14 protein-coding genes are annotated in these 12,999 nt (G+C 64.2%); 8 read left to right on the forward strand and 6 right to left on the reverse strand.

Annotation, left to right across the window (positions count from 1 at the left end; all coding sequences use genetic code 11):
- Window positions 1–170 precede the first annotated feature (170 nt).
- A complete protein-coding gene (locus AC1DYS_RS10700) occupies window positions 171–482 on the reverse strand; it encodes a polyhydroxyalkanoic acid system family protein (RefSeq protein WP_477898773.1) in 312 nt (103 codons plus the stop codon).
- Between the two features lie 388 nt (window positions 483–870).
- Between AC1DYS_RS10700 and AC1DYS_RS10705 the strand changes: the two genes are divergently transcribed.
- From AC1DYS_RS10705 to AC1DYS_RS10720, 4 genes are all read left to right on the forward strand, one after another.
- Complete coding sequence (locus AC1DYS_RS10705; RefSeq protein WP_477898775.1) at window positions 871–1,671, forward strand: DUF3592 domain-containing protein; 801 nt, start codon at window positions 871–873, stop codon at window positions 1,669–1,671.
- Window positions 1,671–2,138, forward strand: coding sequence for a hypothetical protein (locus tag AC1DYS_RS10710; RefSeq protein WP_477898777.1), 468 nt, complete (start codon window positions 1,671–1,673; stop codon window positions 2,136–2,138). Before AC1DYS_RS10705 ends, AC1DYS_RS10710 begins: the two co-directional genes overlap by 1 nt.
- 33 nt (window positions 2,139–2,171) lie before the next feature.
- Window positions 2,172–2,300 (forward strand): hypothetical protein, encoded by a 129-nt coding sequence (locus AC1DYS_RS10715; RefSeq protein WP_477898779.1) that lies wholly within the window; start codon window positions 2,172–2,174, stop codon window positions 2,298–2,300.
- Window positions 2,301–2,492: 192 nt separating this feature from the next.
- Window positions 2,493–4,733 carry a LamG-like jellyroll fold domain-containing protein gene (locus tag AC1DYS_RS10720; RefSeq protein WP_477898781.1) on the forward strand — a complete coding sequence of 747 codons (2,241 nt, stop codon included), beginning with the start codon at window positions 2,493–2,495 and terminating at the stop codon, window positions 4,731–4,733.
- A gap of 98 nt (window positions 4,734–4,831) precedes the next feature.
- Here the strand turns inward: AC1DYS_RS10720 and AC1DYS_RS10725 are convergent, their stop codons facing one another.
- From AC1DYS_RS10725 to AC1DYS_RS10735, 3 genes are read right to left on the reverse strand one after another with little or no spacing between them, the layout of a single operon-like run.
- Window positions 4,832–6,154 (reverse strand): Y-family DNA polymerase, encoded by a 1,323-nt coding sequence (locus AC1DYS_RS10725; RefSeq protein WP_477898783.1) that lies wholly within the window; start codon window positions 6,152–6,154, stop codon window positions 4,832–4,834.
- A gap of 8 nt (window positions 6,155–6,162) precedes the next feature.
- Window positions 6,163–6,603, reverse strand: a complete 441-nt coding sequence (locus AC1DYS_RS10730) for a LexA family protein (RefSeq protein WP_477898785.1) — start codon at window positions 6,601–6,603, stop codon at window positions 6,163–6,165.
- Window positions 6,604–6,607: 4 nt separating this feature from the next.
- Window positions 6,608–6,811, reverse strand: a complete 204-nt coding sequence (locus AC1DYS_RS10735; RefSeq protein ID WP_477898787.1) for a hypothetical protein — start codon at window positions 6,809–6,811, stop codon at window positions 6,608–6,610.
- Window positions 6,812–7,136: 325 nt separating this feature from the next.
- On the opposite strand from AC1DYS_RS10735, the gene AC1DYS_RS10740 reads away from it, so the two are divergent.
- Window positions 7,137–7,694, forward strand: coding sequence for a hypothetical protein (locus AC1DYS_RS10740; RefSeq protein WP_477898789.1), 558 nt, complete (start codon window positions 7,137–7,139; stop codon window positions 7,692–7,694).
- Window positions 7,695–7,891: 197 nt separating this feature from the next.
- Here AC1DYS_RS10740 and AC1DYS_RS10745 read toward each other — a convergent pair whose 3' ends face one another.
- Window positions 7,892–8,446 (reverse strand): hypothetical protein, encoded by a 555-nt coding sequence (locus AC1DYS_RS10745; RefSeq protein WP_477898791.1) that lies wholly within the window; start codon window positions 8,444–8,446, stop codon window positions 7,892–7,894.
- 541 nt (window positions 8,447–8,987) lie between these two features.
- Between AC1DYS_RS10745 and AC1DYS_RS10750 the strand changes: the two genes are divergently transcribed.
- Together AC1DYS_RS10750 and AC1DYS_RS10755 are read left to right on the forward strand one after the other, a co-directional pair.
- A complete protein-coding gene (locus AC1DYS_RS10750; protein WP_477898793.1) occupies window positions 8,988–9,344 on the forward strand; it encodes an ArsR/SmtB family transcription factor in 357 nt (118 codons plus the stop codon).
- Entirely contained in the window at window positions 9,328–9,819 is a 492-nt protein-coding gene (locus AC1DYS_RS10755; protein WP_477898795.1) for an SRPBCC domain-containing protein, read from the forward strand. The genes AC1DYS_RS10750 and AC1DYS_RS10755 overlap by 17 nt, the downstream gene beginning before the upstream one ends.
- A gap of 464 nt (window positions 9,820–10,283) precedes the next feature.
- On the opposite strand, the gene tuf is transcribed toward AC1DYS_RS10755, so the two are convergent.
- Window positions 10,284–11,477 (reverse strand): elongation factor Tu, encoded by a 1,194-nt coding sequence (gene tuf / locus AC1DYS_RS10760; RefSeq protein WP_477898797.1) that lies wholly within the window; start codon window positions 11,475–11,477, stop codon window positions 10,284–10,286.
- Between the two features lie 772 nt (window positions 11,478–12,249).
- Between tuf and AC1DYS_RS10765 the strand changes: the two genes are divergently transcribed.
- Complete coding sequence (locus AC1DYS_RS10765) at window positions 12,250–12,879, forward strand: hypothetical protein (protein WP_477898799.1); 630 nt, start codon at window positions 12,250–12,252, stop codon at window positions 12,877–12,879.
- Window positions 12,880–12,999 lie beyond the last annotated feature (120 nt).

The raw sequence follows: 12,999 nt of genomic DNA on the forward strand, positions 1-12,999 counted from the left end.
CGCTGATGGCCCGTTAAAAGTCCCTCGGCTCGACGCCACACAGCAGACACTCGGCTACCACTGCGCAATGCGATCAATAAAGTACAGAACAGAGAGGCGCACCACACATGAACGGGAATCAAGCGGCAGGAGGCCGAACATCGCCGGCCATCGTTCGGTAGCGCTGGGTGTCAGTCCTTGGTCAACAACAGTTGCCCGGCTTTTTGCAGCCGGCCCTTGAAGGCGCTTGCGATTTGACCCAGCAGCCCAGGAAGTTCGACCTCGATGGCCACCGACGTCTCCAGCACACTGATTCGGCCGGGAACGGTCTGACCCATCGTAGCGAGGCTGAACGTCAGCCGGTCGCCCTCCCAGCGTTGCGTGCAGGTGCCCGTACCGCCAGGAAGCTGGCGGACGAGGTTCTCGAAGCCGCTCTCGATGCGGCGACGCGCTTCCGCACGGCCAAGTTGGTGGGGGATGTCGACCTTGAGTGGGTTGGCCATCCGTACAGGGTGACGCATCTCGAAAGACCCCTGCTACGGAGAGGCAGTAAATCAGGCGCGGCGCAGCCACCGTGTCGCTTGTGCAGCAATGAATCTAGACCAATGGGGCTGAGCCGAAATCGCCGAGAGCGCGCGTGCACAGAATGAACTGCCACTTGGGGCAGGCCGCGCCGAATCTGCGCGCGCCATGGAGGTCTCTTGCATCAGGGTCAGCGGYCACGCAGAGCCAAAAGTTATCTGTTGGCGATGTCTGGTTTGCGCCGCGGGCAGCGTTCAGTAAAGAAGGACCCGCGCGGGCAGTCGGCAGGCCAGCAGCGCGGCCGTCCCCCCGGTTCCGCCGTTGCCCGAAGTGGCGGCACCCAGTTTCCCCACCTAACGAAAGGAGCCCATGAACGCGACCCTTCAAGCCTTGAGCATCGTGGCCGTCCCGGGTCTCGCGCTCCTCCTGCCCACGCGTCTGATCATGCGGGCCAGGCAGAGCCGGTCCTGGCCCACGGTCGACGCCACCGTCGTCGACGCCCGAGTCGTCGGCACCAGCAAAGGCTTGCGACCGAAGATCCGGTACCGGTACCAAACCCCGGACGGTCCCCACGAGAGCGATCGCCTCGTCGTGGGATGGATGTGGGGCGTGTCGGGCGGAGGCCCGGAGCGCATCGTCGGGCAGTTCCCGAAGGGCGCGACGGTCCGCGTGGCCGTCGACCCTGCCGATCCGCGCTACAGCGTCTTGTTGCCCGGCCTCAGCGGCCACCAACTGCTGACCGCGATCGGCAGCGGGTTCTTCGCGACGGCGATGACCTTGCTGGCGGGCGTGACCCTGAGCGGCGACGCCCTACCCGTTCCGCCCGAGAAGTCGGCCTTTGTGGGGGAGTGGCAGGCCCCTTCGATGTACTTGTTGATCACTCAGGACGGTTCGGTCCGGTACCACCAGGTCAAAGGGGGCGCCTCCAGTTCGATGAACGGTCCGCTGAAGGGTTTCCACGGCAACGACTTCAAAGTCGGCATCGGCCCCCTGTCCAGCACCTTCGTCGTCTCCACCCCGCCCCATCGAGACGGCGTGCAGTGGAAGATGGTCGTCGACGGTGTTGAACTGCAAAAGACGGCGGATCAGGCGGGCCCGCTCCCGGTCAACCCAAGTTCGACGACCCGAAGCGCTGCCGGGGGCACTCCATCGGCGGGCGCAAGACCGTGATGCGCGCAGCACTGCTGTGGCCCGTCGCCCTGTTGCTCGGGTGCGAGGGGAGCGACCGGCCCGTGGCAGCGGAGTCCGCGCTGCCCGCACCGGCTCACGCCTCGTCCGCGTCCCGAGTCGGGGCCGCCGCACGCCAGGTCGCGTCAAGGCTGGGCTTGTCGGCGGGCGTCGACGGGGCCGAGCAGGTACAGGAGCGGATTGGCGACGGCAGCCTGGGCCCCTCGGACGTCGTCACTTACACCGTGCTCTCCGTGCCCGAAGCCGAGTTGCCGGCGTGGGCGCCGAAGGCGGCGAGGCTCGCGGGCCGACCGGTGTACCGTGCTCCGAAAGCGCTGCCCCACTGGATCAGCCCCCCGGATTTTGAGACGCTCGAGTTCTACGACGCATCGGACCTGTCGCCGCAGACCGGTTGGGTCGGGATCGCACGGGCCCGCGGCAAGGTCTATGTCATGGCAATGACGAATTGACCCCAAGCAATTCCCGATCGAAGGAAGCTCGCCATGAAAACCGAAATCCTCGTTATCACCGACCGCTCGGGCTCGATGGCCACCACCGCACAGGACGTGATCGGCGGCTACAACACCTTGATCCGCCCTGCATGGCGGTCAGGCGGGGTCGGCATGCCTTGAGTCAGTCTGGCCGACGCGCTCAGGGCGTCTGCGGCTGAGGGGGCGGCGAAAGAGCTGCCATGCGACTGCCGTAGTAACGGTTCGTTCGGTCCGTGCAATCCTGCACAGGCTGGCTGAATTGGTCTGACCGCATTGTGGCTACAGACCGGGTGGCGCTTATGGTGCCGCATCGCAACGATGCCACCGACCGACATGCCGACTACACCCGACCCCATCCTGGCTGCCGACGAACCGGCCAGCCCCGCCCGGCGTGCCTTGTCCTTGGGATTGAGCCTGTTTCCGTTGATGCCTCTGTTGCAGGCCTGTGGCGGCGAGGTAGGGCAGCAGGCGTCTGCGACTGACCCCGAGCGGGGCGCGCAAGCGGGTGCGCCGGGTGCCCAGCCCGCCTCAGTCACGGGCGTCTTCCAGCATCCCGGCCTGCTCGTCACGGAGCCCGACTTTGCGCGCATCCGCGCCCACATCGCCGCGGGCGAGCAGCCGTGGACACGGTGGTGGGACCAGCTTTGCGCCGACCGCTTCTCAACCCTGAACACCAAGCCTTACCCGCTGCCGGCCGTCTACCGGGCCGACAACAGCAAGAACGCGCTGTACGTCGACCTTGATCGGGCCTGGTTCCTGACGCTGCGCTGGAAGCTGTCCCAGGACACGCGCTACGCCGACAAGGCGGTGGAGTTCCTGGACGCCTGGGCGAACACGCTGAAGGAGGTCGGCACCGTACCCCCCGGATCGACCGCCCACGACGACCACACCTACATCCTGTTGGCCGGCATACAAGGCCACCAGTTTGCGCAGATCGGCGAGATCCTGCGCACCTACCCCGGCTGGGCGCCGGAGAGCGTGAAGCGCTTCCAGCAGATGATGCTGGATGTGTTTGGGACCATCTGTTCGGGGTTTCTCAGCAAGGTCTCCCTTGGCTCGCATGCCAACTGGGACCTGGCCTCGTTGTGCGGCGCCATGGCCATCGGCGTGTTCTGCGACCGGCCCGAGCTGTACAGGCAGGCCTGCGACTACTACGCGGGCAACAACCGCGGCAAGGTGGCGACGTTCGGCAACGGCTCCATCGTGCACAGCGTCTACTACATGCACCCGGGTCATTTCGGCCAATGGGAGGAGAGCGGCCGCGACCAGGGACATTCAACGCTCGGCATGTCACTCGGTGGCGACCTGCTGGAGATGGCCTGGAACCAGGGCGACGACCTCTACGGCATGTACAACAACCGCTTCCTGGCGGGGGCCGAGTACGTGGCGCGCTCCAACCTGCTGGACGAGAACGGCAACGTCTACCCCATGCCCTATGCGGCCGAGCAGAACCCGCCCGAACCCCACCCCTCCAGGTGGACGCAGGTGAATCAGTCGTTCCAGCACCGCCGCAATGCCTGGGAGCCGATCTACAACCACTACGTCAACCGCATGGGGCTGGCCGCGCCGAACGTCGCGCGCATGGTGGAGTGGTGCGAGCCGAACAACGGGGGCAGCAGCGACGACGTGGCGTACGCAACGCTCACGCACCGCAGGCCTGCCTATGCCGGGCCGATGAAAGCCCCGGCCGGCCTCACGGCCTATCTGCGTGACGGCCGCGCCTTGCTGTCGTGGTGGGGCAGCGTCGGGGCGGAGTCTTACGTCGTCAAACGTGGCGCGACGGCGAACGGCCCTTTCACCACACTGACCACGCTGAAAGCGAGTGAGCTGCTCACCCACACCGACGCGCCACCCAACGGCATCTGGTTCTACCAGATCATGGCCCTGGGCAGCAGCGGCGCCAGTGCGCACTCGAACACGGCGCGGGTGGCCGTTCCTGGAGAGGCCCGCTTCTCGATGCCGTTGAACGGCGCCAACGGCACGGCCGCCATCGGCGCGCTGCAGAGCCCGGCGGGCGACTGGACGACCATCGAAGGCAAGCTGCTGGACGCCGCCACCTGGGCCCCGGGGCGGAACAACGACAAGTCCGTCGCCTTCGACGGCAAGTCGTCGGGCCTGCAATTGCCGCCCGGCATCTTCAGCAACCTGGACGACTTCACCCTGTCCGTGTGGGCCTATGCCAATTCGCTGCGCACGGACACTTCCCTGTTCTTCGCCGGGCACGACGGTTATTCCTACATGCGCCTCGTGCCCAAGGGCCGCGGGGGGCTGTATTTCGGCATCAGCGGCGGGGGGTTCAACGACGAGCAGAACCTGGCCGTGCCGTGGGTCATGCCGATCCGGCGCTGGGTCCATCTGGCGGTCACGCTGCAGGGCAGCACCGGGCGGCTTTATGTCGACGGCGCGGAGGTGGCGCGGTCCGACGGCATCCTGCTGTCGCCACGGCAGGTGGGCGATCAGATCGCCTTCCTGGGTCGCGACAGCGGGCATGGGCCGTTCGATGGCCGCATCCAGGACTTCCGGGTCGACGTGGGCGCGCGGAGCGCCGCGGAGGTCGCGGCTCTGGCGAAGTAGCGGTCGGCAGGGGCGCTGGGCGCGCTGTGCGCGTGCTCAGCGCCAAATGGCGCCAGCTACCGTATCGGCAGCTTCCTACTGCAGCCTCTCGCAGTACGTCATGCCCTCGCGACGGCCATCTCCGCCAGCCGGGTCGTGTACCGTGGCGATCGTCTCTCCTGCTTGGAGGCATGGCGTGCCGCGTGTCCCTGCTGAACCGTGCTCGCCACCGCCACGGCACCCAACCCGAAGCGCTGGTTCAACGCATCCACCGCCGTCATCAGGCGCTCCGTCGCCTCTCTGGTGTCGTCGACCGACGGCTCGCTCGCTGTCGTGAACAGGTCGAGCTCTCCCTGCGACTGCGCCTGCGAGTTCAGGTCCGCCAGCATCACACCCGCCTTGACGTAGTTGAAGCCTGGGCGGTACATGCCTTCCAGCCCGCGCACAGCGGCCGCGATGAGGACCCGCGTGTCCGATGTTGGCCGAACGGGCAGGGTGATGCTCGGGCTGTGTTGGGCATCTTTCCTGCGGAATGGGCTCGTCGTGATGAACACGCGCACGGCGCCCGCCACGCTCTGCTGCGCACGCAGCTTCTCGGCTACGCGCGACGCGAACCCGCTGACGATCTCGGCGAGCGCGGCCAGCTCGGTTGCCGGTTCACCGAACGAGCGCGAGCACATGATCTGCTGGTTGGGCGCTGGCGCATCGTCGACGTCGAGGCAAGAGGTGCCGCGCAGTTCGAGCACGGTCTTCTCCAACACCACGCTGAACTGCCGGCGCAGCGAGCTCACGTCCGCATGGACCAGGTCAAGGACGGTGCGGATGCCACCCTCTGTCAGCCGGGCGGTGGTCTTGGGCCCGACGCCCCAGACGCTGCCGACCTCGGTCCTGCGCATGATGTCGTCGAGTTCGGCTCGGCTCATCTGCCCGAAGTGGCAGACCTGGGCGAGCGAGGACGGGTAGCTGCCCGGCTTGCGGTCTGCAGTCTTGGCCACGTAATTGGCCAGCTTGGCCAGCGTCTTTGTCGGTCCGATCCCCACGCTCGTCGGCAGGCCGGTCCACTGCAGCACGGTGCGGCGCAGATCGCGCCCGATGGCGACCAAGTCTCCCCGCACACCCTCGAAGTCGAGGAAGCACTCGTCAATGCTGTAGATCTCCTGGCGAGGCGCGTACTGGGCCGCAAGGGTCATCATCCGGCTGGACATGTCGCCGTAGAGCTCGAAGTTGGCGGACAGCGCGATGAGGCCGGCAGAGCGCTCGAGATGGCGCACCTCGAACCAGGGCTGCGCCATCTTGACGCCCAGGTCCTTGGCTTCGTTGCTGCGTGCGATGCAGGCGCCATCATTGCTCGACAGCACGACGACAGGCCGGCCGATGAGCGAAGGCTGGAACACGCGCTCGCAGCTGACGTACATGTTGTTGACGTCGACGAGTGCAAACACGGCGGACCTCAGGCAGGCAGCGACTTCATCACGGTCGTGACGACGCCCCAGAGTTCGAACTCCTGGTCTTCGCGAGGGTGGACATCGGCCACGGCCGGATCGGTGGCACACAGCCTGAACGCGGTGCCCTGCCGGACCAAGCGACGGCAGAGGAACTCGTGATCCACGACGGCGATCACGACATGGCCAGACGCTGGTGCGATCGCGCGGTCGACCAGGACGATATCGCCTTCGTCGATGCCAGCTTCGCGCATCGCATGGCCGGTGATACGCATCATGAAAGTGGCCTGCTGGTTCCTGATGAAGATGTCGTTCAGGTCCAGCCGCGTGATTCCGGACTCGCTCGCGGGAGACCCGAAGCTGACGGCGACACTGGTGCGAGGAGGCTGGGCAGAAGCAGCGCGGTCTCTCCCGAGGCGGGCTGCATGAACCTCGGATGGATCGTCCATACGGTTACTCCAGCGGCGGCACGGTGAACTCCAGAGGGTCGACCCGTTGGCCGTTCACGTAAGCATTGCCTTGCCTGACCTCAATCAGCATGGCGCCAAACCGGCTCTCCCACACGTAACGCTGCACCCCTTCAGTGGCCAGCGGCAGCTGAGGCTCCTGGAAGACATCAACCCCGAGGAGAACCTCAGGCAGCAGGGGGGCGTTCATCGCAGGACTCTTGAAGTGGGGCGGGCTCTATACTGTATATCCATACAGCACCAATTGCCAGGCAGATCGACGGCTCGCACCTGCACGACGCAGATCGTGGGATGGCGTCCGGATGCCGGGCGGATCACCATGGGCTTTCGATTCAGCTCAGGAACCTTCCATGGCCTCAGTTTCAGTCGCGCGGAGCACCGTACGCATGCTGCTGGAGTCCTCGCCGGCGTACCGTGCTCTTCCTCCCGACAAGCGGCGCGACATCGGCCACGACACAGTGCGTGTGGCGTCCTACATGGCAGACCCCCATGGCCTGCTGTCGAAGAAATCACGCGTGACCACCGCGCGTGCGCCAACGAAGGGCGCACGAGCGCGCGGCCCGGCCGCGGCGCATCTGGCGGTGCTGGGCGATCCGCGCGTGCTCGACGCATCTGCAGCTGCTGCGGCGCTTCTTCAGCAAGTCGACTTCCCCGAGTTCGTCGCAGGCTTGATCCAAGGTACTTTCAACTCCATCCTCAATGCGTCGATCGAGCAGATGAAGGCCTATGGCAAGTTGATCGAGCAGGTGGCTAAAACCGTCGACCGCTTCAAGGAAAACAGCATCAGCGATGCTCAGGCCAGGGATTGGCTCACGCAACGGTTTGCCGCACAACTCGAGCTCGATCCGCGCGGCCGGCTTCGCTGGTGCGTCGCCCCTGACGCGGGAGCCAAGGGCCTTGCTTCGGCGCTGTTGATGTCCAGCCCGAGTGTCGATACGCGAGATCTCGTGGCGGCAGCCAGGCGACGCCTGGCCATCGATCGCCAGCAGTTGCTGTCGACAATGGTGATGATGGGCATCAACCGGGTGGTCGTCACAGACGGGAAGATCGTGGCTCGTGTCGGCGACAGCTAGGAATGGACTAAAGCGAGCGCCGAGCGTCTACACCGAGTTGAACTGAATAGGCGTTTCCGATTCGCGGCGGTCCCGTTTTGTACAGCGGTTGCCGCTCCTCGGGGCTTCTACCTGAACTCACGCTCGCCAGCCTGCCTCTGGAATGTCAGGCGTCGCTCGACGCCTCATCGACGAAGAATGGTCGAGCTCAGCCACAGTCAAACCGGTCCCTGATCAGCCTGCCCAGAACCGTTGGTATGGGCAACAGAAGACGTTTTAGGATCGTCTGTCGACGAAGATGAAAGCGCAGCGACCACGGTCCCAAGTGCTCCGAGTACCAGAGAGGTAATCAGTGGGTGGGCCAACGCAGTCTGGGTCACGTTCACGCCAGCGGCGGACACGCCCTGAACGGAGTGTTTTGCGCCGTTGACTGCCCCATTCATGAGCTTAGATGCCTGGGCGCCCAGATCGCCCGCGGCCCGAGTCACAGCATCTTTCGATGGGATTGAATCCGCGAGCCTTGCATGCAATTCGCTCAGCTGCGCCTGTATGGCCGCGTACTTGTCAGACGCGTGGCTGCCGATGCCGTGCCAGGACGTCGGTTTCTCGCGTTGCCGAGTGGCTCCCGCGATCAATGCCATAACGCCAGCACCCACGGCGGCCGACACCGCGACGGCAACGAGCGGATGTTCGGATATGAACTCGCTCAATGTGAATGTCTTCCCGGCCTGCGAGGAAGTCGGCAAGCCCAGGGGTTCAAGCTCTTCATTCATGGAAGCTCCTGCGGGTGGGGATTGAAATGCTGTTTCCGCGATCTTCGTGAACGTTGGCCGCGGTCAAGGCTTGCGCGCTGGTCGAGTCGTCTTGGGCGGAGATTGATGCGCTGCCATTGATGGTCCTCGGGCGTGGGCCGTGTCGACGTAGATCACCAATCATCACGAGGGGCGGGAAATCCAATTGCAGGTTCTCGCGCCCGTCCTGTGTAGGAGGAGGGCGCGACCGGTGATTTGCGTGAGGAAACGTTATTGCCCATCGAGCGAAGCACGCCTGCCGCGAGACGCGAATGCAGATCCGGGCGAGTCAACGCCTTGCCTTGCTACTTTGCGCGCCAGGTCAGCGTGCGCGCTCAGCAAGTATTGAGGCCAGGGTCCTTGCGTCGTTCGCGACCGAGCGGTTCGGAAGGCGGTTGAGCCATAGACCAAGCGGCGCTTCAGATGCTTCGTGGATCCGGACGAGTTGCCACTGTTGGTCTACGAACCCTGACGAGTTCACGCGCACTTGCCTCCAGCGATGATCGACCATATACTGAACTAAATGGTTCAGTGTTTATCCCATCTCGACGCCTCCTTCGCCGCGCTGTCTGACCCGACTCGGCGCGGCGTGATCGAGCAGCTCTTGCGACAAGACTCCTCGATCACCGAGCTCGCCCAGCGCTTCCAAATGACACTGACGGGCATGAAGAAGCACGTCGGCGTGCTGGAGCAGGCGGGGCTGGTCACCACTGAGAAGGTAGGGCGCGTGCGAACCTGCCGGCTCGGGGAGGGCGCGTTGGACGAGGAGTGGGCCTGGCTGGAACGCTACCGACGCATGTGGACGGCGCGCTTCGATGCGCTGGACCAGGTCGTCGAGGAACTGAAACGCAAGGAGAGAGACGATGGTCGAAAGAAGTGAGCGCGCGGGCGCGAAGCATCCCACCTCCGTGGAGCGCAAGTCCGACCGTGAAGTGGTCGTCAGGCGCATCTTCGACGCGCCCGCACGCCTGGTGTTCGAGGCTTGGACGCGGCCTGAGCTGTTCAAGCAGTGGTGGGTGCCGCAGTGGATCGGCTTGGTGCTGTTGTCCCTGGAACAGGACGTACGCGTGGGCGGCGGCTACCGCTTGGTGTTCGACCTCGGCGACTCGAAGACGATGGCTTTCTTCGGCAAGTACATCGAAGTAACGCCGCCGTCTCGCCTATCTTGGACGAACGAGGAAAGCGACGACGGCGCCGTGACCACCGTCACGTTCGAGGAGAAGGACGGCAAGACGCACCTGACGTTCTCCGAGCTCTACCCGACAAAGGAAGCGCTCGACCGCAACATCGGAAGCACGGAGGGTCTGCCCGAGCAGTTCACGCAACTGGACGCGTTGCTCCCGACGCTCATCTGACGGCGGGGAGCGCTCCGCGGTCGAGGTGGACTTACTGAATATCGCTCGATCCCGAGGTCAGAAAGGCGAGCGAGGCAGCCGGACCGATTGTTGCGAAGATGGACAACTCGGTCTTGGTGCCAACCTCTTTCTCGCCTGCGAAATGGTCTCTTCCGCATTGGACGACACAGTTGGCTGGGACGCGGTATCAACGCCCCATGCTGCTTCAGTCGGGCCTACCACGCTGACGACCGGCTGCGCACCATCAACGCGTTGGCTCATGCTTCGGGGCACGCGAGGTGGTCCAAGCCGCCCAAGAGCGCGCGCGGTGCCTTCCGACAGGTTGTTAGGGGTTTCCATGGAATCAAGCCCCTTCGCTCCATTACACCTCTCGTCGGACGGGTCGCGACCACTTCGTACATCTGGAAAAAAGAGCCCCCGTCGCCTGACAAGCAGACGACAGGGGCAAGTGCCGCTTCAGCCTTTCAGCCAAGCACCTCGGTCACGATGCCGGCGCCGACGGTCTTTCCGCCTTCGCGCATCGCGAACCGCATGCCGTTCTCGATGGCCACAGGCTTGTTCAGCTCGAAGCTGATCTGCGCCTGCGCGCCTGGCTCGACCACACCGGTTTCGGTGTCGACGCGAACGACACCGGTCACATCGGTCGGGCCGAAGAAGAACTGCGGCTGGTAGCCGGAGCCGAACGGGGTGTGGCGACCACCTTCGTCCTTGCTGAGGACGAAGATCTGTGCACGCCCCGTCCGGTACGGCTTCAGCGCACCGGGCTTCACGACCACCTGGCCTCGCACGACATCGTCGCGCTTGACCCCACGCAGCAGCAGGCCGACGTTCATGCCAGCCCGAGCCTCGGCGACGTCCTTGTGGAAGGACTGCACGCCGGTCACAACCACCTGCTCGTCGTCGGCCGAGCTGAGCCCGACGATCTCCAGGCTGTCGCCCACGCGGATCACGCCACGCTCGACACGGCCGCTGACCACGGTGCCGCGGCCTGCGATGGTGTGCACGCCTTCGACCGGCATCATGAACGGGGCGTCGTAGTCGCGCACCGGGTCAGGGATGCGCGAGTCCAACGCGTTCACGAGCTCGACGATGCATTGCACGTCCGCACCGCCCAGGTCACCGCGTTCGGCGGCGGCCAGGGCCTTCAGCGCGCTGCCGAAAACGAAGCAGGCGTCGTGGTAGCCGTGCAAAGCCAGCAGCGTGCCGATCTCCATTTCGATCAGCTGCTCGATCTCCGCACGGTCACCCTCGGCAACGAGGTCCATCTTGTTCACGAACACCACCATGTGGCCCACGTTCACCTGGCGCGCCAGCAGCACGTGCTCAATGGTCTGCCGTGCCGCGCCTTCGGTGCCGTCCACCAGCAGGATCGCGCCGTCCATCTGCGACGCGCCGGTGATCATGTTCTTGATGTAGTCGGCATGCCCAGGGCAGTCGATGTGCGCGTAGTGACGACTGTCCGACTCGTACTCGACGTGCGAGGTGTTGATCGTGATGCCGCGCTCGCGCTCTTCCTTCGCGTTATCGATCTGTCCATAGGACAGGGCACGGCCGCCAATGCGCGCGGCCTGCACGAAGGTGAGGGCGGCCGTCAGCGTCGTCTTGCCGTGATCGACGTGGCCGATGGTTCCGACGTTCACATGAATCTTGTTGGTCATGGGTTTCTCCAGTTTGCGTAAAAAGCCGATTCGTTTCGCTGGCCAGGCGAAGCGGTCGGCGGGGTTGTCGGCGCGCGCGCCAGACTTGGGGTGCCCGCCATGCGGGCGAAAAAAAACCTGCGAGGTGTGGACCACCCGACAGGCTTTCTTGCCTGAAGGATGGACCTCCAGGCGCACAGGTGCCCAGAGGGTCTACACGAACCACTCCACCGAGTTGATGCACCGCACTGCGCTGGCAGCGCGTGCGGTGCAAAGACGTTCTCGTTCGTGGCTCATGTGCAGATCTCCAACGCGGCAAGCAGAAAACAAAAAACCCGGTGGCTTGGGGCCTACCGGGTCTTTGCAAACTCAGGAGGCGAAGCCCCCGGACATGAAAGGCTCTATGAAGACAATTCGGCGCGATAGGCGCGCAGCGACGCCGCCGCTGTGCGGGTCATCAACGCGTCTTGCGAGGTAAGGAACTGCTTCATAGATTTCTCGTGCGGGCCGCTGGCCGTAGCGCGATGGTGAGTATTCGGGGACGGAGACTAGCACCGACATAACGATTCGGCAACAGGGCGTTGCGACTCCCGCCAGGAGATCTTCGTCCGCAATGCTTGCGTAAGCGAAAGATTGACGTGGTCGGAGCGGGCAAAGGCGAAGCTGGTAGAGGCCTCACTCGTAGCGCAATCTAACGGCCGGGTTTGAAGCGCCATGCAACTCCGAATATTTCAGAAGGAAAGGCAGCAAAAAAGGCACACCTATCATGGCTTGCATGTCACACGGAGGGCACATGACCGCACTGAACCTCGACCCCGAACTAAGAGCCTTGGATCGCAGCATTGAGAAGGCTCGTATCGGCGTGTATGTTTGCTTGGGCGCGTCGATCGTCGCTTACGTCGTTTGGTTCTGTCTCTGGAAGAGCAAAGTGGTCGGAGAAGCGCCTACGAGCGGCGGCTCCATGGGTGACTTCTTTGGTGGAGTGCTCAACCCGATCATCTCTTTCGCGGCGTTTTACTGGTTGACCAAGGCGGTTCGACTGCAGAAGCAGGAGTTGGCGGAGACGAAGTCTGAACTGGCCAAGTCGAGCACGGCACAAGTTCAAGCCGTTCGAATCTCCGCGTTGACTGCGTTAGTCGAGGCTCATACGACAGAGATCAGCTACCGGCGAGATCACCTCGCTTTCTTGATGCGGCAGAAGTACGAAAGGCCTGCAGGAACTTGGTACAGCATGCGAGGAAAGGTCCTCGGGCCGGACGCGTTCGAGCGGATGCTTCTAAATCTAAACACCGGGATTACCGTGCGTAAGAGCGAGCGTGACAAGTTCGCGCTGGAGCTTCGCGAGATCCTGGGTAGCGTCCGTCCAGCGGAGGTCGTTGCATATCAGAGAGAGGTGCAGACCGCACCGGACGACGAGAGCTGAGGGACGATGGCTAGTCCTTGTCAAAGATTCGAACTCCAGAATCGGCCGAGTTTCAGCACAGCAGCCCGGGCAGGCATAGATCGATCTTGAAAGTCTGCGATCAAGCTGGCAATTCGCATG

The organism is Rhizobacter sp. P2_G4 (assembly GCF_056403575.1).